The following is a 20,526-nucleotide window of genomic DNA, read 5'->3' as shown; positions in this document are numbered from 1 at the left end:
TCTAATTAGTAGTAGATTTTACAAGTTTACGGATTCTCATTCACTGGGTTGAAAGCATAAAAAGAGCCGTCACCTTGGACAGCTCTTGCAACTGATTTTTATTGTTCAATATTTCTACCGTAAATTTCGATTTCTGTTAATGCAGGGAAAGGTGATTCATCTTCTGCTTTAATTAAGTTTTTTAGACACACCCATTCCACACTTCGTTTTTCAAATGTAAAAAACTGCCTCTCGAATACTTTTTCTAAATTTACTACTTCCTCTGATCCATCGGAGAATTCTAAAGTAGCTTGTGTCCAGTAGCTATCATGAGGATAATCACTACGTAAAACGATCGCTACTTTATCTACTTGAACAAATCGTCCAAATTCAATTGTTAGAGCCGCATCCTTTTGTTGATTGATTCCCCATGATTGATATGGATAAGAGCCATGTCCTTCGTTTGCAATCATGCCATCTATCGCATTACGAGCAAAGAATGTTGAATCATTACGCGTTTCTACGTTAGCCTCTGCATGTGGGTATGCACCACTCGCTTGCTTTTGGTCGTGAGGGTTTAATGCAAGATTTTGATAGCGATTCACTTCTTCTTCTGTTACATAACGGACTGATAAGTAATGTTTTTTGCCCGTGAAGACTTTTGGAGAGTATGCTCGACGAAGCTCATCACTTATTGGAACCTCATACGTCCAATTTGTTTCTTTTATAAAAACTAAAGAAGGCGCCAGCGCATCATCTAGCTGGACTACTAGATAAGAATTGGCTTTTTCTATTGTTACTTCTATCGTATCTCCCGCTTGGTATTCCTCTAAGAATTCAAGATAGGTGTACTCTGGACCTGCTCTTTCAATCTTAACGCTTCCATTTACATCTTTAATAGCTAAATTAATCATCATTATGTCCCCATTTCTCTCCTATTTCCGGTTCTTATCTACTCCCTTACATCGTATTTTTTTATTTCAGATGTATCAATGAACTTTTTTTACCTTTTTGTGAAGTTATTTAACTTTTTCAGTAAAAGAAGCCAGCAAAAATTTGCTAAGCTTTAAAATAAATTCTTAGTTGTTTAAAAACGGAGTCACTTTATTTAGTGCATCCTGGAGTTTTTCACTATTTTTCTGATACATTTCTTTTGCGGATTGGTTATTGGTTTGTAAGGCAAACAATTCTAAATCCGCCTGGCATTTTTTTATCGTAGCTAGTAGTAATGGTTTTTCCTGTGGCGATGGGACCTTGATCTTATCATCAAATAAATCGACTGTCAGTTGTCCATAAGTGTCCACTTGCCCTAAGAACACATTTTCAATACTGACACCCATTTTATCAAGTTCCGTCTCAAGCCAATTCTGACTGTAGCCAGATGATGATAATGGTTCATGCATGATTTCTCCATCCATAATAACGGTTTGGGGTTCTTTTATTGGAGCAACGGCGAGATTTAGAACTTTTGCGGTTACTGGTTGATTTTCCTTTTTTAATAAGACACTTAAGCTTCCATCTGTTTCTAATACGGCGAACTCGACATCTGCTACCTGAAAGACATTTTTATTTCGGAGTTTTGCTAGTAATTCATCAACGGTATATTTTTCTTTTTTTAGATTATCTTCCATTACCTTTCCATCTTGAATAAAAACGGTTCCTTTTCCTTCAGCAAAATCTCTTACAATTTTACTATTTAATGAAATGATGTCCATGACAAATGGGACAGCGAACCAGACACTCATTCCTATTAATCCATGAACAATATTTCTATCAAGTCCGGTGGAGACTTCTGCAGCAATACTACCAATTGTGATTCCATTTATATATTCAAAAAAGGATAGTTGAGAAATTTGCTTTTTTCCTAACCATTTAGTAAAAAAAAACAAAACCGCAAGTAATACTATCGATCGTATGGCAATTCCTAACCAATCTGGCATAATCTTAACTCCTTACCATTGATTTAAAAACCTTTATATTGATCTTCCTCCCGCTCTATTTCTCTAACTCGAATTTTTAAATCATTTTTTATTTCATCCATGATCATCATGGTTTCGTGAAAAGTTCGTTTCGCCTCTGTGTCTTGCGTGCGCAATGCTAAGCTTGATAGACTCGCTTCAATGCTTTTTATACTAGAAAGACATTGTTTCACCTGAGAGCCAACTGTCATTCTTCATTCTCCTTATCCTTTTGGTTTAAAAAGTAATGCTCCAATCATCCCGAAAATGATGGCAGCTGAAATACCTGCACTTGTCACTTCAAACATCCCAGTTACTACCCCAACCAGTCCATGTTTTTCTGCTTCGTTCATGGCACCATGAAAAAGCGAATTACCGAAACTAGTAATCGGAACAGTTGCCCCGGCACCTGCAAAGTCGATAAATGGTTCATATAAACCGAACGCGTCCAAAAGTGCTCCTAATACTACAAATGTACATAATGTATGAGCTGGAGTAAGTTTAAAAACATCAAACATGATCTGACCAATCACACAAATGAGACCTCCTATGACAAAAGCCCAAAAGAAAATCATGACTGCTCTTCACCTCCATTTTCAATCGATACCGCATGAGCAATACAAGGAATCGATTCTTTTTGCTGAAACGTAAGCGGCGAAAGTAAGGCACCCGTTGCAACGACTAGAACCCGATTTAATTCCCCTTTTTTCATCCGATTTAAAATATGACCGTAAACAACAGTTGCTGAACAACCCGCCCCACTTGCACCTGATAGGACAGGCTGTCCTTCCCGATAAATGATGAGACCACAATCCTGATACTTTTCTTCTTTAATGGGAGTGCCATGCTTTTTAAATAAATCAAGAGATACCTCTCGACCAATATGTCCAAGATCTCCCGTCACGATCAGATCATAATAGGATGGATCAACATTTCTTTCTTTTAGATGAGCCTCGATTGTATCAACTGCGGCAGGGGCCATTGCACCGCCCATATTAAATGGGTCAGTTAACCCCATGTCCACAATTTTGCCGATCGTTGCTGATGTTACTCGTGGTCCTGAGCCCGTTGAACTGACTAATGCCACACCTGCACCAGTAACAGTCCATTGTGCGGTTGGGGGTTTTTGGCCACCATACTCAGTTGGATATCGAAATTGCTTTTCAACAGCCGCATTATGACTTGAAGCACCAGTTAATATGTATTTTGCACCGTTATAATTCACTAAAAATGCGGATAATGCTAATCCTTCCATTGAAGTCGAGCAAGCCCCGAACAATCCTAAGTAAGGACTCCCTAGTGTTCTAGTAGCAAAGCTTGTTGGAGTGATTTGATTGATGAGATCGCCACCAAGAAAAAACTGAATCTGATCCTTTTGTAGATTGGCTTTTTCGATTGCCTTTTGACAGGCTTCTTCTAGCATAACTTGATGTGCTTTTTCAAATGAGTCTTGATTAAGCCATATTTCGCCATGAATTAAGTCAAAATCTTGCGGAATTTTCCCTTTTGCTTCAAATGGCCCAACGACTGTTCCTGTTGAAATAATGACAGGCTTTTGATCAAATATCCATGTCCGATGACCAGTCAGCATTACAGTCCCCCCCACGTAATCAGAATTGTCTTAATGGTAGCGATAATGAAGGCTGAAAAAACGCCAAATAAGATGACTGAACCTGCCAACTTAAACATATTTCCACCAACACCCAGTACAAATCCCTCTGTCCGATGTTCGATAGCTGCAGAAATCACCGCATTTCCAAACCCAGTCACAGGAACCGCGGAACCAGCTCCTCCAAATTGTGCAATTCTGTCATAAACCCCAAATCCCGTGAAGAGCATGGAAATGAAAATGAGCGTAGCAACCGTTGGGTTTCCTGCTGTTTGTTCTGTAAAGTCAAAAAAATATATGTAAAAGGTCTGAATCACTTGTCCAATAAGACATATGATGCCACCCGTTAGAAATGCATTGATACAATTTTTTAATAAGGGGCGTTTTGTTTCCCGTTGTTTTTGAAATGCTTGATATTCTTGTTGAACTGGGGTTAATTTTTTCTTTTTTTTATTTGCCATAAGCTACCCTCACTCATTATCATGCTTCCTCTTTCATAAGACGTTTTATGTTCCCAAATTCTTTTTTTAGCTCTTTTTCCCCAGCCTTCCCTTCTTCAAGCTTTTTCTCCAAAATATCTAATTCTAAAAAGATTTTTTGATCAGTTGATACTTCAATTTTGTAATCTGGGTATTTCTTTTTTAACTCCTTCTTCACATTCTTTTCAATGGTCTTCAGCTGAAATCTATCTATTTGTGGCACTGTAATTGCGATAAGTAGTTCTTTATCTGTATTGACCCCGCGAACCCCGGTGACGTCTTTCCTTTTAATTACTAACTCTTTAGCATGATTCGCCGTTGATTGATTCGTTGACTTTTTTGCACTTATTTGGGTTATCGATGTGCTTTGATTTTTGACAGAATCGATATTTTCCTTACACCCGGTTAATAATCCAAAGACTAAAATGATAAAAACACCATAACGAAAGAAGTACTTTTTCATTTATACCAATCCCATCCCAGTAGCATTCCAATTCGAGAAAAGGTTGGTTCTAATAACCAACCTTGATGTTAAGGCTATTCTTGTTGATATTGTGGTTCTTCCGCATCTAATTCTTGTAAACGCGGGTTAAGACTATCCACAATCATTTGTGTTTGCTGTGCAGCAGTTTGATACATTTGTTTTGCTTGTTGGTTTTGGGTTTGAAGTGAAAATTGTTCTAGGCTTGCTTGTGCACTTTTCAAACCTGCGATTGTTTGTTTGACCTGACTTTTAACTGTCATAACTTTCCCTCCACATTTCTGACTTTTCATAAACACCTATAGTATCTGTAAAATACGGTCATTTTATATAAACCATTTTTTTACAATTAAACATAAGGTTCATAATTTAAAATAATTGTGGGACACAGGACGGTCTCTGCGTCCCTAATAAGATTAAAATAAGACATCAATTTTCCAAGGTGGATCATTGATGTCTTTCGTTTTTTCTATTTCATTGTCAGTGGAATATTTAATATATTTTCTTTTGAACCATCTTTTGCGGAATAAACAAATAGTTCGATTCTTACTTCGTTTTTAGGTTGAGCCACTGTAGTTTTATCAATCTTGATCTCAAAGTCCCCCCAAGAAGGTGCCCCTACTGTTTGATAGTGGTCTTCAAGTAGCTTATCTTCACCATCATATACGGCATAGTCAAAAACACCCTCAAAAACTTGAGCTTTACCAGTTATGATGATTTGATTATCCGTCTCGGAAACTTTTACATCTTTGAATGTTTTGTTCTGGTATACCTTTTCTTCCGAATCCGGTGCTACATCACTTTCCTTATTTTGTTCAGTTTCATCTACACTTTCCTCTTCTTGGGTTGTTTCTTCATTATTATTTTCAGCTGGCTGTTCTGTTTCATTCACCTGCTCATTGTCATCGGGTTGATTTGATTGATTGTTTTGATTACATGAGGCTAAGATAGTGGCAATGCTTAGCACGGTAATAAAGAATAGAATTTTTTTCATATAAAAACCCCTCCTCAACAAATTTTATCTCTCTATCCTATTCTGTGTATTTGAAGGGAAAAAATACCTAACGGGAGTTGAAAACGGACTAATGTCCTATTTAACGTAGCTGTATGGGAAATTAGATTGAAATGGCATTTTTATAATGTTCCGTTTAATTTTTGTTTTTATGAACTAAAAGTTGTCCAGATTGTAACGTTTTTTGCATATAAATAAAAACACGTTACTTAGACAGGAGAGTTCTTACTATATGCCATTTTTTATGAAAGCAGTTGCTATACTTGTAGGTAGCATTACAATTGCGATGGGGATAAATTTATTTTTAATCCCAAACAAAGTTTTAGACGGTGGGATTATTGGTTTAGGTTTGATTATTAGTTATCTATTTCATACAAATGCTGGGTTCTCAATCATGATATTGAGTATTCCTATTTTTGCGATCTCATGGTTTAAATATCGTTCTTATTTTTTTAATAGCTTGCATGGCATGCTTCTATCTTCGTTTTTTATAGATTTATTCCATAACTTCAATCAAATTCGTTTACATATTTCTCCTATACTTAGCTCATTCACTGGCGGGATTTTAATTGGTTTTGGAATTGGTTTTATGCTTCGGTATCAGACAAGCACAGGTGGTACAGATTTATTAGCCCAGTTCCTTTCAGACATTGTGAAAATGAATGTTGGGATCATCATTCTGATTATCGATATCTTTGTCATTTGCCTCGGTGGTTTATTCGTTTCAACAGAAACCTTCTTTCTTTCTGCTTTAACTATTTTAGCTGGAGGTATCACTACTAGCCTGTGTACATGGAATTTGAGTAGTAGCGACTATAGAACGAAATAATATTCCTCCTCTTCACTAATTAATACTTACAATAAATACAATCATATAAAAAACCGATTATGGAAAAATATTATCGTTGTCATTACAACTAGAAAAAATCAGGAGGCAGTAAAATGACAAATCAAATTGACACGAATAAATTAAAACAAGCAGAAGCTCAAGCTTCAATTGCAAAAGACATGATTACATCGGCAATCGAACAATCAGCAGCAAACGAAATTTTAGCTAAGGAAGCTTTAAAATCGGCCTCACAGGAAATTGCCCAAGTTCAAACAATTATAAATCAGGCCCAATCTACACTTCAAACACAAACAAAAGAGGAATCATAATTCAGTATGGACCCTTTTTTTGAAAGGGGTCCTAAACACGTTTGCATAACAAAACAAAGCATAAGCTTTCAGAACGAGGGCTTATGCTTTATCTCCTATTTGTATCAGGTCTTTTTAAAAAGCTAACTAATTTCCATCTGCTTTATAGCTACAATTCGGGCGGCAATGAGTGTACCCATCTCCTACGTATTTACCTTTGTAGCCCCTTCAGTACATGTATCATAATGTTTGTATACTTTCTCCCGCCACATATCGATTACGTCCAGCACCAACACCTGCTATTGTCATCAATATTGAAATCACAATAAAAATGACTAATGGCGTTAACCATGATTGTGTATAATCGAATAGAAATCCAACTAGTGTAGGACCAATGGCAGCTAATAAATATCCGATGGACTGGGCCATACCTGATAAATTTGCGGCTTGTCTTGAGTCTTTTGTTCGTAGTCCAATCATTGTGAGTGCTAAGCTTATACTTGCACCTTGTGCTGCTCCAATACAGATGATAGATAAGATCAGAAGTATGTTTGTTTGCACAAACATAAGCCCCATTATCCCAGTAAGGTAAACGATTCCAATTATACATACCATCATCTTTTGACTTTTTAATCGGTTAGCAATGACAGGTGCTAGAAACGTAGTTGGTAGACCAACTAGTTGCATTAACGAAACCATCCAACCAGCAATCGATAACTGCATTCCATGACTTTCTAAAATTTCCGGTAACCATGCTACTGTACAATAAAATAAAAAAGATTGTAATCCCATGAACAATGTTACTTGCCAAGCAATCGATGAACGCCACATAGCGCCATTTGAGGATGGACCACTATAAGAAGCTGATGTTTTATTGTTGTTACGTAATTGTGGTAACCAAATAATCATAGCGATAACCGCAAGGACTGTCCAAAAGGCCAATGCCCATTTCCAACCTAGGGATTGACCCTTGGCTAAAGGGATACTGACTCCCGATCCGATGGCAGCTAAGGTATTCATGGATGTTGTGTAAATACTTGTAACGATTCCAACTTTTAAAGGGAAGTGAAGCTTTACAATACTTGGTATAAGGACATTGCCAATTGCAACACCAACTCCTACAAGCAATGTGCCTAAAAAGAGCGTCGGCATAAAGCCCAATGATCGCGTGATAATGCCAATGCACAAGACCAATAACCCTAGAAAAATAGTTCTCTCATTTCCTATCATTTGTCCAATTTTAGGAGCAAGAATTGAAAGGATCGCAAAGGAGATTAATGGAAGTGTAGTGATGAAACCCGCTACTCCATTAGAAATACCTAAATCAGAACGAATTAATTCAATAATGGGCCCGACTGATGTGATCGCTGGGCGCAAATTAAAAGCTACGAAAATAATCCCTATTATAAGTAAAGCTTTAGAGATGTTTATATTTTTAGAACCCATCTACACCACCACTCCACTTCTACAACGAAATCTGTATTAAGGATGCTGCTAGAAAAAGAATTTTTCATGTTACCAAGCCCAAAATAATCATAGCCTTTTTATTAAAATATGAAAACTGTTTATTCTGATTCAATAAATATTTACTAAACATAAGAGTATACGTTCTCATTTTTAAGGGGTTGTTTAAAAATTGAAAGAGTGGGAAGCATCTTATATTGTGGGAATAATTGATGGAGAAGGAAGTATTTCATTAACAAGGATGCATGATAAGGAACACCGTAGACCATGTATCTCTATTGCATCAACGGACTTGGAACTACTCCTTTATATTCCAAAAGTAACAAGTGGAGTAATTAATACTAAAAGAAATTACAAACCTGATTGGCACAAGGACTCCTATACGCTAACAATAAAGAAAAAAGAAGATGTTTTTCATACATTGGAAAATATCGCACCATTTTTAAGAGTAAATAAGAAAAGAAATCGTGCTGTTTGGATTCTTGAAAACTATAATAATGTTACCCCACGAAATGGCAAGTACAGTGTAGAAACATTAAAAAAGAAAATTAGATTCGAAGAGTATTTTTTCAAAATGTAAAACGGACTCACCATAATCGGTAAGTCCGTGTCTATTGATGAAACTTTAAGCATAAGTTTTTTTGAATTTAACCATAAGTCTGCCGTCACTGTTATTAAAGGGATTATTATTAATTTCATATTATTTTTAAACATTTCAATCAATATTACTAGAGTTTTTATGGAATTATTACAACTTAATGCAACCTTTTAGTTAAATTTAATACTTAATGCAAACTATTGATTAATTAGAATATTAAGTTTTTAAATACCATAATGTGACATAACCTTTATTTTTGTCATTCCTTAATATATCTAGGCATTAATCCCTTTTTAGGCCAACGTAGCCTGAACCTGAGATTTAACGATCTACAGGATTGCTAAGAAGCAACATAAATTGCATAACATATGACTATGTTTATATCCCCTATTTTATGTTAGAGTCAAAGAAGGGATGTAATCGCCCATTAAATTCCTCTTGTATTTATCCCTTTTTATTTAAGGTAATACCTTCACACAAATCGCTTACATATTTGTAAAGTACATATGATGACTTTATTACTTGCGCCATACTTGGTAAATATAAGAGAAGCTATGAAGAAACAGCTCTGTAAAACATTATCCATTCTAGGCCGAGAATCTTGTTGTTTTCTTTTCGAATAAATGTTAACGGAAAGGATTATCTTCCACTTAGAATGTAATTTTTTATAATTTATTTTTGGGGAATTGATAATTCTTTATAAACTTTTTCCATTGCTTGATATAATTCCTCATAATAAACCGGAAATAATAATCTTTTTTTTACTCTTTCCTCTGAAGGATATTTTCCTTCTGCGGTAATTTCTTTGACCACTCTACTTACTTCTAAATCTATCATTTTAAGTCGTTCTATTTTTTTTTGATTTAAATAGTTCGCTCTATTCTCAGCTAATACTTTACATAAATCACTTGCGTATTTATATAGAGTACTACTTGAGTAATTTAATCTTTTCATTACTTGCTTCACACTTGGAGGTGGTATTTCATTTAGGCTAATAATCATAGATAATTTTTCTCTTATCTCCCCAGGGTTAACATCTCTTTTAATATTTTGTTTTTGAAAAAGACTGTTGGCATGCTTATTAACTTTAGTAATTTTAATTTCCTTTAATTCTATCATTTCTAAAATAGTAATTTCAAAATAGTATAATATCTTTAATAATCTCTCTAGAGATATATAACTTGGTTTCCCATTTACAAAATCTCTTAAGGTGTTTCTACTTACTCCTACTTCTCTAGCAAAAGCCCTCACATTTCCTCCTGTAAAAATATTTATTAATCTCTCCATAAATTTAGGGATTATATTATTTAAGGGAACAATAGAACTATTTTGAAAATATTCTAACAATAGCTTGATATTATTTATTTTCCACTTTTCCCATTCATCTATTTTTGTGGGGGAGAAAACATTGTCACCCAACCATTTTTCACACTTTGAACAAAAACCAGGTCGTAGTTTTGCCGACATTACTGCGTTTTCTCTGTTACAATGAGGACATTTTGACTCTAATTTAGTTCTATGTTCTGGACAGATATTAATCATCTTTATTTGCCAAATAAGTTTCTCATAAGTTTCGTATCCGAAAATTTTAGCTTCATAAAGGCATTGACTACACCAAACTCTCTTATTATTTAATATCGAATGGCCCGAGATTCCTCTCCAGTTTTGACAAGTTAAATTAATTAGATCATTACGGGTTGTTAATTTTTCCAAAGCTTGTACAAAATCGATTGAAACTTCCGAAGTTCCATTGATATATTGAGTATATTTTGTTCTATTTCTTTTTATTGAGTTACTCAAATATTCCTTTATTAATTCTTTTGAAACTTCTAAATCCAGCAATTTACTTAATTTTACAGAATGGCAGTTAGCCAGCCTGGAAAAATAACTTGTTAAACTTTCAACTTCTGCTGTGCCTATCCCAACTGGTTCTAAATTATATAACCTACTACGTTCGAGCAACACTGTATTCACTACTATATATCACTCCCAAATATTATTCGTTTTTACAGTGCCTTCACTATATTCATGGACAAGAACTTAATTCTGAAAATAAAAGATTACTCATTAAAATTCCAAAGCTAACATTATGTGACTCTGCTAGCCTAAATATATAACTACTTAAACTCTCTACATATGGTGTATTAAAACCTTGGGGTTCAATAGAGTGAACTTCTTTCTGGCAAATTATATAAATCAAAATTATTACTTTCATAAGTAAAATTCATTTCTAGATGATTTTTTCATTGAGAGGTTGGGTGTCACAATTATTATCGGATCTCATAAGATATCTCCTCATTTTTTGCCTAAGCTTGATACCTTCTATTCCAAATTTTTATCCTACCTCATCTCTTGTAGGATTTCTTTCTCCTACCTTTCCAGTTTTCTTTTCAGGCTTTTTACCATCATTCTCCTCGGAGTGTTCTTCTGTAACTTGTTTATGATTAACTTCACCAGGTATCCCCAACTTATTCGATACTTCTTCTTGACTTCTACCTATTGCTTTGGCTGTATCTTCGCCTGTCATAGCTTCTTGTGCCAACTGATAAAGTTGTGTATTCGTTAATGCAAATTCTTCAAAATCTTCTAGTAGAAGGGTCTTTAAATTAGGTTGTTCGAGTAGTTTAAATTCTAGTGTCGTTAGAAGTAAATCTTTTAACAATCCAATACAGCCTACACTTAAGCGATAAAAAGTCTTCCAATTTTTCGAGAGCTCTGGTTCTATTTCTAAGGGGAGATGCTTCTGAAGTAGCATGAGAGTTTGTATAAACCACTTTCGTTCTTCTTTATTTCTAACATCGTACCTTTTTAAATGAACGTCTATTCCTCTTTTACATAATTGACCATTAGCATTACGAAATTCTAGAATCTCATATGTTCCAAATAAAAAATGGGGTGTCTTTGAGATTGAAGCAAGAGACTTTATTAAGTTCATCTGGTTATTTGATGTTTTCGCAGAGCCATTGTATGTCATATGTTGAGCCTCATCTATCATAAATGCCAAGGTTTTTCTATACTTTAGTGCATTTTCTAAGGATCTTCTCAATGACCTGTCTACTTCTCTATCACTAAATTCAATATCCTTATTCTTTAGCTTATTAATATCAATTTTGTGGTCAATTAAGGGCTCCTTTATTGCTATTAAAGATCTTATAAAATGATCTTTCCAGTCATACTTACTATTGCTTGGAGCTATAGCTTCAAAACCACAAATAGGAATAAATCCTCTATTTCTTTCCATATCTGAACGAAAGTCTTTATAAATATTTTCATAAACCTTTTTAAATAACTCAGACTTTCCTGATCCAGATGGGCCATAAATAAGAATCACAGTTTTAGTAGAAGGATTTTTAATATGTTTTAATATTTTTTCATATGCTTCTTTAAAATAAGGATGAGCAACCGTATAGTTTTTAAAGTACTCAACTTTTTCCTCATTAGTTGCATTTAACAGCTCAACTGGAAATTTCCTTTTAAGCGACATATTTACAACTCCCCAAAATCCTCAAATTCAATTTCTTCAAAGTCATCATAGCTGTTATCAACTACAAGTTTAAGATTCCCAGGATTTTCATTTTTACTAATCTGGTTATTTTCCCCAGACTTAACTTCATCCTTTTCCACTTTACCTCCTTCAATCAGGTAAATATTTCTAAATGCCCTGTCTTTTAATTGTTGTGTAAGTAGTATTTCTTTTCCTTCAATGGAAACAAGAAAATCGGTAATCATCTTCTGAGTTATCTCACTTTTATCTTCTGCAAGTTTCATTCTTCTTTTTAATTCAATTGTAGCTATTTGTATTTCTTTTTCGGAACGATTTTTCAGTATTTGATATTTCTCAGATCTCAACATTACCCAGTTATGATTAATAAAAGCATATGCAATACCTGCATCAAAGGGGTCATATTTTACAGGAACCTGCTTATTTTCTAATAGACCATTTTTAAACACAATATCCCAATAATAAAATCTATTAATTTTCACCCCATATCCTGGTTGAATTTTTGCAGTTCCCTTTTTGGTGGTTGGCAATACTAAAAATTTAAATGTCTCATCATAAGCGACATGGGTTACCTCCCTATTTCCTCCTTTTTTAACGCTTAATTCATACATTTCTTTTGGAGACACCCCTAAACTACTATGCTCTGTTCGATCATATAACTCGTAGGCCCATTCTTCTAATAACTTGGTGAATTCTTCAAGGGTCCAAATTGAAAGATTTTTAGGATTTGTATTTTTAGTAAGTTTTCTTACATTCTTAGTCAATTGAGTATTTCCAATTAGACTAGATATGAAGGATTTATTCGCAGTTCCAAATAAACGTTCTATAACGCTCCCATATCTTGGTTTAGCACCTGGTCGATATTTTCTCCCACAATTGTTTTTTGAAGTAAATGTTTCAAAATAAATACTTCTAAAATCCCTTCCACCGTCCACAACAACAGTACTTGGAAATCTGCCATGCCTTCTAACACATTCCCTAAGAACCATGAGATTACTCCTGTAACCTGGATTATCGAATGATAAAGAAACTGCAAGCAATCTTCTTGAATATGCATCACTTAAGAAAGTAGCCCATGGACGTCCTAAATTTTTATTTGTAACTGAACATCGCAACTCAATTTCTAATAATGTATGGTCTATATGACAGAATTCAAATATTCTATCTCCATGCCTTGGATTATCTTCTGAAAGATAGAATGTAAAATCACTATGGTCATATGCTGCCTTTTTACTTTTTCTTTTTTCTTCTTGTACACTTAAAGGTGTTTTATTTTTATATTGTGTAAATGTCACATACGAAGGAATGGGGTCATAGCCAAGTTCTTTACATTCTCCTTCAAAAAGTTGGTACACTGACCTAGCAGTCCTTTGACGATAATCCTCGTATTTATTGGTAATATAATCTAGCATTAGGTCTATAACTTTTTGTGGATACCTTGAGAGACGATTTCCTTTTTTATTATGGTTAGGTAATAATCCAACATAACCATATTCAAATTCAGTTTCTGCATTTCTGAATTTTTGCATCCAATCTTGAAGCGTTCTAAGGCTATATTCAGACGAAGTAGCGACATCTTCCGCTCTTAATTCACCCCTTATGATAGGTGAAACCAGCGCAAACCTCTTGTTTGCTTCAAGAAGATCTTCAGGGCTTGCTTGTTTAAACAAGTCTAAATCTTTAGATGAGCTAGTATCTTCCAACTCAATTCCTTTAATCTTCCCTTGTAGAATTAAATAATTAAAAGTATTATGTGGTATATTTACAGTGTTTTTCTCTTCCGACATAAGATAAATATCACTTTTGCCTAGGTTTAAAATCTCCCATACAACCTCATCCCAAATAATGTTTTCTCCAGTTTGAACCTTAAATTTATTTGACGTATTTACTTTAAGATCATATTGCGAATGTATTAAATTTTGATAAGCTTCTTTAATAGCACGATTACTATAAAGACAAGCACTAAAATCGGGAATAACTTCATTATTTATATCTACATAAATAATACCTGTGACTATTAATGAATAGATTAAATCAGCATTAAAATTATTTTCATGTTCAAGTATTTCGTTTATTGATACCCCCTCATTTTTTCTAATCACTGTAAGAATCTCTTCTTCCCCTTTAATTTCCAATTGTTCACTTAAGAGATAGTCTTCAAGAAATCTAATATTTCGAATATATTTTTGGTTTAAATCTTTTGAGGACCTAACTCTAAAAGATAGATTATGTTTTTCAGCAAATTTTTCTTGAGGTGGACATCTCCAAACATTATTTTCATCCAATAAATATCTACTTGAATTTTCAATAGATAATTTTATTAACTCTTCTTCAGTCTTCCATTCTTCCCATCCTATAAAATTTTCACTTATTACAAAAAAATCGGCTGTGTACATACTTCCACCATTTTTACCATTTTTAAATTTATAATTTATCTTAAATGATGGAGGCTGATCATAATATTCATAAACTTCTGGGTCAAATTCTTTTTCATATATACCTGCAAGCTCCAAATGATGACTCTCAAACTGTATAGACTTTCCCATTTTCTTACTTGGATATGTCCCATGAACATTTTTCCCATTACTTCCAACTCTTCTTGCTGGTTCAGAACTTCGAATTGCATGAATATATTTAATTGTTTCCTCACTCATCCCCTTTCGAATTAGGAATGCCACGATATCTTCATTTTGCAAAATTCATCACCTCCCAAACTACTTTTCTGAAAATTTCTACAAAATGTATTAAAATCCTCTATTCTTTCACTTTTTTATTTAATATTCTTTTTTAATGATTGCCACTTTTCCCTCAAATTCTTTTCTTTTAGTATAGGAAATCCGATTCTTTCTTCCAGTTTCCTCCCACTTGGATAAACTGTTTCATTAACTAAATTATTAAAAGCTTCCTCTATAATTTTATATTTTTGGTTCAACCTATTCTTTTTTTGAAGAGCAGTATGGACATCAAAGTTTTTCCGTAAATAGGTACATTCATCCGGATATTTGCTATAAAGTAATTTTCTGTCACAGCCAAATATTTCAGAGATTCGCTTAATAGATATTGGGATTTCATTATTAATAATGAATTTTAAAATTTCATAAATTACTCTATGATCATGTTTATTTAATATTTCACTTTCCAATTTTTTGTTTTGAATTTTTTCTGTACTTTGATAAGGCTCTTTTAACAAAAATTGATTAATATTAATTCTTAATTGAATACAAATATGTAGTATTGACTCTAATGGCGGTTGATTTTCACCTTTAACCCAATATCTAAATGTAGTTTCGGGAAAACCAAATCCCTTAGCTGCTAATGATATATTTTCATCAAAAATTTCACCTATGTAATGTGTTAAGGATACTGAAACTCTGTCTTTTGAATAAATATTGTTTTCTTTAATAGTTGTAACAATAAAATCATTTACAATTTGAGCTTTCTTGTATACTAAGTCATCAAAGGACACTATATTTTTTATTTCTTGAATATTTGTACCTAACCAACTCTTACAGTTATTACAATATCCTGGTACACATTTCCTTGATAAATGAGAATTTGATTTGTTACAGACGATACATTGGTCTATTAACTTTACCCTATGTTTTAAACAAACTTCTACAGAAGAGAGATTCCATATCAACTGGTCATATATAATTAAGTTCTTTTTTTTAGATTCCTCAAAGCATTCCGGACACCACGCTTTTGTTTTTCTAAGAAGTCCTCTTGTCGGAAGTATTTTTGACCATTTAATAAAAGTGTTATTCCTTAAGTCATTTCTAGAGGTTAGTAGTTCAATTACATTTATAAAATCTTCTGCCACAGTACCTATACCATTTATTCCATTTGAAGAATTATAAAATCCATTTCCACCCCTTTTTGCTATTTTTAATAAATAATCCTTATTTAGAATTGGTGCTAAAAATGAAGATACTAGGCTACCAGTCGTTATACAATGTGCATTCGATAACCTAACAATATAGCTAGACAAGGATTCCACCTCCGAAGTTCCAGCTCCCTGAGGTGGAATATTATATAATTTACTCGTAATTGTTTCGTCAACAAAGATATTCATTTTTACATCCTCTAAAATATTTTTTGGTTATTTTAACCACCAAATATTTTCCTATTCACACTCCCCTTTTAATTACTCTTATTGTTTCTTCAGGATTTTTATTAAAAACGCTCCTTGTATTTTCCTTTCCATATCTTATTGAGTTCGTTTGGCACCTCTGTATTCAATATTTTTTAAATTATTTTGTTACATTTACTGATCAGTTTCATAAAGGAACTTTGTCTTGTGATTACAGCCAATGAAATGTACCATCAATGACATATTTTTTACCACTGAATAAAAAAAGTGACCAATGGATGACAGACTGTTAACCACTTCATACCTTCTGGGTGAACAATGATAATGAACCAATAAATAATGTTAAAGTTGATATACAAATTTGATTGATTTGCAATAAGAACAGTCTTCCGCAAATGCGCAATATTATTGAATAATACTTATAAACAAAAATTGTATACTTATATTAAAGTATAGATAAAATCGATTATAAGTAATGACTTCTTTTATTTATGAAAGTATAAATCAAACGAGGAAATGTTTAAGAAGAGTATAATGAAGTTTTATGGATTATTAATAATAATTGCATTAATATTTGCTCCCTACGAAATTTATAATGGGAAAATTGAGGACGAAAATGATAGGAAAATTCAACAAAAAATACAGGAAAAATATGCACCTATACTTATCAATGACAATTATCTCAACACATTTTTAGCAGAAGAAAGAAAATTTTATCCTGATTTACCTGTAGTAAAAGTAAGACAAATTGAATAAAAAAATAATAATGGTGTAAGAATACCAGTTTTAGATATTTATTTATATATGGGGTAGCGTCAGGAAAATGCGGATTTACAACGTTAAGGAAGATCGAATATTAAAAAGCCTAATTCCTCCGTATAAAAATTGAGAAATTGGACTCTTTTCGTTAAAGATCCAGTAACCCCTGTGCGACACTGAATGTCGCGACTTGTTTTGATAGCATATATGATAGGATAATTCTATTCTACATGCTACTAGCTTTAGAGAGGCTATTACTCTCTTTAACTGTAAACCATATTCCCCCTAAAAAAATCTGTAAATATAAAAGCAATTAGATATGTTCAAAAATTTTTTGTGTTTCTGTTTACAAAAAAGCAACCTATATCAAGATCCTGCTTTGCTGGTTTGCCCTCCTTTTGAAACCGGGCGAATGCCTTGTTGTTATCAGTAGGCCATGTACCAAAAGACAGCAACGTAATTTTAAAAATAGCCTGTAACAGGCTATTTTAGTTTCCCTTTCCTCAGAGGGCTTAGAAACATTACTTTGTAGAAACAATTCTATTTAGCACATTCTAGAATGTTGGGCAAGTGGCTGAAACCATATTAGACTAACATAAATAATTCAGACAATGTATATTAGTAAATTCCAAAGAATAGTTTTATATCAATATTTGAATATCCGTAAAGATATATCAAAAAATATTTGGTGGTGGATTGATGCATAATAAACAATACACTAACATGTTTCGTAATCCTGAATGGGTATCAAACCATATCTTTCAGAACCTACATTTTTATTACCCAAGATGCATAAATCAACGTATGGGTGGATATTACCATTGTTTTCTAGATGATGGAACGATCTGTAATTATCAAACACAACATTTAGTGGGAACATCACGTTTTATATATGTATTTAGTATTGGGGCTACCTTAAGTGGAGCTCCTTGGTGTGTTCACGCTGCAGAACAAGGCCTGGCAAAATTACAAAATGATTACCTTGATCGGGAAAAAGGAGGATACTTCTGGAAGCTAAAAGATAATGAGGTATCTGTTAAAAAAAAATATGCTTACGGCCATGCATTTGTTTTATTAGGGGCTTCAAAAGCTTATCAAGCAGGAATACAGTGGGCTATTGATTTAATTGACAATACTTATAATATACTCGAGCAACATTTTTGGGAAGAAGATCATGGATTATACGTTGATGAAATCAGTTCCGATTGGTCAGCTGTTTCCCCATATAGAGGGCAAAATGCCAATATGCACATATGTGAAGCTATGATTGCAGCATATGAAGCAACTTATAACTTGAAATATCTAGAAAAGGCCTATACGGTTGCTTATGCAGTCACAGTTAAATTAGCCTCTCAATCAGGTGGGCAAATATGGGAGCATTATGATTCTAATTGGAATATAGATTGGAATTATATCGAAACAAACGAGGATATGAAGCAATTTCGCCCCCTCGGTTTCATACCAGGACATTCCATTGAGTGGAGTAAATTATTAATCATGTTGGAAAGGTACCAATCAGAACCATGGATGATTCAAAGAGCTTTAGAATTATATAATATTGCTTTAAAGAATAGCTGGGATGCTAAATACGGCGGAATTTTTTACTCATTCAGCACAGAAGGCGATGTACTAGATTCAAACAAATACTACTGGGTCATAGCGGAGGCTATAGGAGCATCCGCCGTGATTGGAACCAGATTAAAAGATGAGACGTATTTATTAAATTACGATGTTATTTTTAGATATGCGTGGACGTATTTTATTGATAAAATCTACGGCGGTTGGTATCAGAAATTGAACAGAAAAAATCAAAAACTTAGCAATGTTAAAAGTCCTATAACAAAAACAGATTATCACCCTGTTGCTAATTGTTTTGAAACCATTCGATCGTTTACAAAGTGATAAAGTCCCTAAATAACAGGATAATATTGTTCATATCTTGGATTACAATAGTAGGGAGGTCTAGGTCCTATTTTGGGCATTGAATAAGGATGTGGGTTACCATTGTATAACACCTGAACTATTTCATTTGATTGATTAATTAACAACAGCTTCACTTCGGGATTGTACTCATAATATTGCATACTGAACCTCCTTTAAGAATTCTTTCTCTTACAATATTCAATTTTTTACAGTATTGAGCCCGTACCTAACCACATTCTTTTTATATGTTTTCAAAAATTAAAAGAATCTTGCACTACATGGGCCTCTGTGACATAACGTAAAATTGAAGTTAGTTTATTAGGAGGATTCCCCATGTCACATGATGATCAAAAAGGTTATCCCATGTATCCCAATTATGGGAAAATAACACGTTATGAAGATACTCCAATTACGGTGCCAGAACAGCGCCAGCTTCGCCAGCCGGGTGTAGAAAAGCTGATGGTTCCAAGACCAATCATTGAAAATCCGAATTATAAAGGAAGTGGAAAACTTTTAGGAAAGGTCGCACTTATTACAGGTGGGGACAGTGGGATTGGTGCAGCAGTCGCTATCGCCTTTGCTAAAGAAGGGGCTGATATTGCCATTTCTTATTTAGACGAACACGAGGATGCAAACCGAACAAAGAGTAGAATTGAAGAACTTGGACAACGTTGTTTATTATTGCCTGGTGACTTAAGAGAAAAACAGCAATGCGTTAATATCGTGGAAGAAACGATGCGAACTTATGGGCAATTGAATGTGCTTTGTAACCATGTAGGGATCCAGTTTCAGGAATTAAGCTTGCTAGATATTACCGATGAGCAATTTGATGATACTTTCAAGGTGAATATCTACTCACACTTCTACACAACCCGAGCAGCACTTCCGTATCTACATGAAGGTAGTTCGATAATAAATACAGCTTCTGTTGTGGCGTATGTTGGAAATAAACAATTGATTGATTATACAGCGACTAAAGCGGCAATCATTGGTTTTACCCGCGCTTTGGCCAATAATCTTATAAATAAGGGCATCCGGGTAAACGCAGTTGCTCCTGGAAGAATATGGACACCGCTTATACCATCGAGTTTCTCTGCGGACCAGGTTACACTTGTTGAAAATCCAATGCAACGTCAAGGTCAACCATTTGAGCTTGCCCCTACTTATGTTTATCTTGCCTCCGATGACTCACGTTTCGTAATGGGTCAAACACTTCATGTTAACGGAGGAGAATGGACGTCATCCTAATTACCATAAATAAAAATTTCAATGGGGTCTGTTTTGAATCTAATAAATATTGTGGTTGCGGTGAATTATACCAAAATGTTCGCTCTAATTAAAAAGAGATTCTATAAATAATGTGGCTCTACATCCGATTTTGGACCCCACTCATTCCTTCCTATTTTTCTGTAAAAGAAGCGAACACGTTCGAGCTAACATATCTACTGTACCCATAAAACGAGCAGGACAACCATTTGAAATCGCCACAAGCTATGTCTTTTTAGCTTCTGATTCCCAAGCTATATGTTATGGAA

The 20,526-nt window shown here is 34.0% G+C and carries 21 protein-coding genes; 6 read left to right on the top strand and 15 right to left on the bottom strand.

What is annotated here, in order from left to right:
* Positions 1-98 precede the first annotated feature (98 nt).
* The 9 genes from DZB84_RS13785 to DZB84_RS13745 all read right to left on the bottom strand — a co-directional run bounded on the left by DZB84_RS13785 (position 99) and on the right by DZB84_RS13745 (position 5,500).
* Positions 99-896 carry a hypothetical protein gene (locus DZB84_RS13785; RefSeq protein ID WP_223254451.1) on the bottom strand — a complete coding sequence of 266 codons (798 nt, stop codon included), beginning with the start codon at positions 894-896 and terminating at the stop codon, positions 99-101.
* Positions 897-1,058: 162 nt separating this feature from the next.
* Positions 1,059-1,919, bottom strand: coding sequence for a DUF421 domain-containing protein (locus DZB84_RS13780; RefSeq protein WP_116352848.1), 861 nt, complete (start codon positions 1,917-1,919; stop codon positions 1,059-1,061).
* A 23-nt stretch (positions 1,920-1,942) separates the two neighbouring features.
* Positions 1,943-2,149: a DUF1657 domain-containing protein gene (locus tag DZB84_RS13775; protein ID WP_116352847.1), complete on the bottom strand. Its 207-nt coding sequence runs from the start codon at positions 2,147-2,149 to the stop codon at positions 1,943-1,945.
* Positions 2,150-2,161: 12 nt separating this feature from the next.
* On the bottom strand, positions 2,162-2,512 hold the full coding sequence (gene spoVAE, locus DZB84_RS13770; protein WP_116352846.1) for a stage V sporulation protein AE: 351 nt from the start codon (positions 2,510-2,512) through the stop codon (positions 2,162-2,164).
* On the bottom strand, positions 2,509-3,528 hold the full coding sequence (gene spoVAD / locus DZB84_RS13765) for a stage V sporulation protein AD (protein ID WP_116352845.1): 1,020 nt from the start codon (positions 3,526-3,528) through the stop codon (positions 2,509-2,511). Before spoVAD ends, spoVAE begins: the two co-directional genes overlap by 4 nt.
* Entirely contained in the window at positions 3,528-4,007 is a 480-nt protein-coding gene (spoVAC, locus tag DZB84_RS13760; RefSeq protein ID WP_116352844.1) for a stage V sporulation protein AC, read from the bottom strand. The genes spoVAD and spoVAC overlap by 1 nt, the downstream gene beginning before the upstream one ends.
* A gap of 19 nt (positions 4,008-4,026) precedes the next feature.
* Positions 4,027-4,488 carry a YhcN/YlaJ family sporulation lipoprotein gene (locus DZB84_RS13755; protein WP_116352843.1) on the bottom strand — a complete coding sequence of 154 codons (462 nt, stop codon included), beginning with the start codon at positions 4,486-4,488 and terminating at the stop codon, positions 4,027-4,029.
* A 74-nt stretch (positions 4,489-4,562) separates the two neighbouring features.
* Positions 4,563-4,769, bottom strand: coding sequence for a DUF1657 domain-containing protein (locus DZB84_RS13750; RefSeq protein ID WP_116352842.1), 207 nt, complete (start codon positions 4,767-4,769; stop codon positions 4,563-4,565).
* A gap of 206 nt (positions 4,770-4,975) precedes the next feature.
* A complete protein-coding gene (locus DZB84_RS13745; protein WP_116352841.1) occupies positions 4,976-5,500 on the bottom strand; it encodes a Gmad2 immunoglobulin-like domain-containing protein in 525 nt (174 codons plus the stop codon).
* Between the two features lie 250 nt (positions 5,501-5,750).
* Here DZB84_RS13745 and DZB84_RS13740 point away from each other — a divergent pair, with 250 nt between their 5' ends.
* Both DZB84_RS13740 and DZB84_RS13735 read left to right on the top strand, forming a co-directional pair.
* Positions 5,751-6,347, top strand: a complete 597-nt coding sequence (locus tag DZB84_RS13740; RefSeq protein ID WP_116352840.1) for a YitT family protein — start codon at positions 5,751-5,753, stop codon at positions 6,345-6,347.
* A gap of 113 nt (positions 6,348-6,460) precedes the next feature.
* Complete coding sequence (locus tag DZB84_RS13735; protein WP_116352839.1) at positions 6,461-6,676, top strand: hypothetical protein; 216 nt, start codon at positions 6,461-6,463, stop codon at positions 6,674-6,676.
* A gap of 219 nt (positions 6,677-6,895) precedes the next feature.
* On the opposite strand, the gene DZB84_RS13730 is transcribed toward DZB84_RS13735, so the two are convergent.
* A complete protein-coding gene (locus DZB84_RS13730; protein WP_116352838.1) occupies positions 6,896-8,101 on the bottom strand; it encodes a CynX/NimT family MFS transporter in 1,206 nt (401 codons plus the stop codon).
* A 190-nt stretch (positions 8,102-8,291) separates the two neighbouring features.
* Here DZB84_RS13730 and DZB84_RS13725 point away from each other — a divergent pair, with 190 nt between their 5' ends.
* Positions 8,292-8,699, top strand: a complete 408-nt coding sequence (locus DZB84_RS13725) for an LAGLIDADG family homing endonuclease (protein ID WP_116352837.1) — start codon at positions 8,292-8,294, stop codon at positions 8,697-8,699.
* A 690-nt stretch (positions 8,700-9,389) separates the two neighbouring features.
* Here the strand turns inward: DZB84_RS13725 and DZB84_RS13720 are convergent.
* The 4 genes from DZB84_RS13720 to DZB84_RS13705 all read right to left on the bottom strand — a co-directional run bounded on the left by DZB84_RS13720 (position 9,390) and on the right by DZB84_RS13705 (position 16,291).
* On the bottom strand, positions 9,390-10,691 hold the full coding sequence (locus DZB84_RS13720; protein WP_116352836.1) for a TniQ family protein: 1,302 nt from the start codon (positions 10,689-10,691) through the stop codon (positions 9,390-9,392).
* Positions 10,692-11,052: 361 nt separating this feature from the next.
* Positions 11,053-12,201 (bottom strand): AAA family ATPase, encoded by a 1,149-nt coding sequence (locus tag DZB84_RS13715; RefSeq protein ID WP_116352835.1) that lies wholly within the window; start codon positions 12,199-12,201, stop codon positions 11,053-11,055.
* A gap of 2 nt (positions 12,202-12,203) precedes the next feature.
* Positions 12,204-14,915: a TnsA endonuclease N-terminal domain-containing protein gene (locus DZB84_RS13710; RefSeq protein ID WP_223254450.1), complete on the bottom strand. Its 2,712-nt coding sequence runs from the start codon at positions 14,913-14,915 to the stop codon at positions 12,204-12,206.
* A gap of 74 nt (positions 14,916-14,989) precedes the next feature.
* Positions 14,990-16,291, bottom strand: coding sequence for a TniQ family protein (locus DZB84_RS13705; RefSeq protein ID WP_116352834.1), 1,302 nt, complete (start codon positions 16,289-16,291; stop codon positions 14,990-14,992).
* A 552-nt stretch (positions 16,292-16,843) separates the two neighbouring features.
* Between DZB84_RS13705 and DZB84_RS13700 the strand changes: the two genes are divergently transcribed.
* The gene (locus DZB84_RS13700; RefSeq protein WP_116352833.1) at positions 16,844-17,065 is read left to right on the top strand and encodes a hypothetical protein; all 222 of its coding nucleotides are present in this window, start codon (positions 16,844-16,846) and stop codon (positions 17,063-17,065) included.
* A 702-nt stretch (positions 17,066-17,767) separates the two neighbouring features.
* Positions 17,768-18,970, top strand: coding sequence for an AGE family epimerase/isomerase (locus tag DZB84_RS13695; RefSeq protein ID WP_116352832.1), 1,203 nt, complete (start codon positions 17,768-17,770; stop codon positions 18,968-18,970).
* Positions 18,971-18,978: 8 nt separating this feature from the next.
* On the opposite strand, the gene DZB84_RS24925 is transcribed toward DZB84_RS13695, so the two are convergent.
* Positions 18,979-19,152 (bottom strand): hypothetical protein, encoded by a 174-nt coding sequence (locus DZB84_RS24925; protein ID WP_189655246.1) that lies wholly within the window; start codon positions 19,150-19,152, stop codon positions 18,979-18,981.
* A gap of 172 nt (positions 19,153-19,324) precedes the next feature.
* Between DZB84_RS24925 and DZB84_RS13690 the strand changes: the two genes are divergently transcribed.
* Positions 19,325-20,239, top strand: a complete 915-nt coding sequence (locus DZB84_RS13690) for an SDR family oxidoreductase (RefSeq protein WP_116352831.1) — start codon at positions 19,325-19,327, stop codon at positions 20,237-20,239.
* Positions 20,240-20,526 lie beyond the last annotated feature (287 nt).

This window comes from Bacillus sp. HNG, assembly GCF_003400205.1.
Lineage (GTDB): Bacteria > Bacillota > Bacilli > Bacillales > Bacillaceae_L > Ferdinandcohnia.
This window is presented reverse-complemented; position numbering and strand designations above follow the sequence as displayed.

What these genes read in the sequence shown, in the direction of transcription:
- DZB84_RS13745 (WP_116352841.1), bottom strand. Translation starts at nt 5,500, where the DNA reads ATGAAAAAAATTCTATTCTTTATTACCGTGCTAAGCATTGCCACTATC.
- DZB84_RS13780 (WP_116352848.1), bottom strand. Translation starts at nt 1,919, where the DNA reads ATGCCAGATTGGTTAGGAATTGCCATACGATCGATAGTATTACTTGCG.
- DZB84_RS13785 (WP_223254451.1), bottom strand. Translation starts at nt 896, where the DNA reads ATGATGATTAATTTAGCTATTAAAGATGTAAATGGAAGCGTTAAGATT.
- spoVAE (WP_116352846.1), bottom strand. Translation starts at nt 2,512, where the DNA reads ATGATTTTCTTTTGGGCTTTTGTCATAGGAGGTCTCATTTGTGTGATT.
- DZB84_RS24925 (WP_189655246.1), bottom strand. Translation starts at nt 19,152, where the DNA reads ATGCAATATTATGAGTACAATCCCGAAGTGAAGCTGTTGTTAATTAAT.
- DZB84_RS13730 (WP_116352838.1), bottom strand. Translation starts at nt 8,101, where the DNA reads ATGGGTTCTAAAAATATAAACATCTCTAAAGCTTTACTTATAATAGGG.
- spoVAC (WP_116352844.1), bottom strand. Translation starts at nt 4,007, where the DNA reads ATGGCAAATAAAAAAAAGAAAAAATTAACCCCAGTTCAACAAGAATAT.
- DZB84_RS13690 (WP_116352831.1), top strand. Translation starts at nt 19,325, where the DNA reads ATGTCACATGATGATCAAAAAGGTTATCCCATGTATCCCAATTATGGG.
- DZB84_RS13775 (WP_116352847.1), bottom strand. Translation starts at nt 2,149, where the DNA reads ATGACAGTTGGCTCTCAGGTGAAACAATGTCTTTCTAGTATAAAAAGC.
- DZB84_RS13740 (WP_116352840.1), top strand. Translation starts at nt 5,751, where the DNA reads ATGCCATTTTTTATGAAAGCAGTTGCTATACTTGTAGGTAGCATTACA.
- DZB84_RS13715 (WP_116352835.1), bottom strand. Translation starts at nt 12,201, where the DNA reads ATGTCGCTTAAAAGGAAATTTCCAGTTGAGCTGTTAAATGCAACTAAT.
- DZB84_RS13750 (WP_116352842.1), bottom strand. Translation starts at nt 4,769, where the DNA reads ATGACAGTTAAAAGTCAGGTCAAACAAACAATCGCAGGTTTGAAAAGT.
- DZB84_RS13705 (WP_116352834.1), bottom strand. Translation starts at nt 16,291, where the DNA reads ATGAATATCTTTGTTGACGAAACAATTACGAGTAAATTATATAATATT.
- spoVAD (WP_116352845.1), bottom strand. Translation starts at nt 3,528, where the DNA reads ATGCTGACTGGTCATCGGACATGGATATTTGATCAAAAGCCTGTCATT.
- DZB84_RS13700 (WP_116352833.1), top strand. Translation starts at nt 16,844, where the DNA reads ATGAAGTTTTATGGATTATTAATAATAATTGCATTAATATTTGCTCCC.
- DZB84_RS13735 (WP_116352839.1), top strand. Translation starts at nt 6,461, where the DNA reads ATGACAAATCAAATTGACACGAATAAATTAAAACAAGCAGAAGCTCAA.
- DZB84_RS13695 (WP_116352832.1), top strand. Translation starts at nt 17,768, where the DNA reads ATGCATAATAAACAATACACTAACATGTTTCGTAATCCTGAATGGGTA.
- DZB84_RS13755 (WP_116352843.1), bottom strand. Translation starts at nt 4,488, where the DNA reads ATGAAAAAGTACTTCTTTCGTTATGGTGTTTTTATCATTTTAGTCTTT.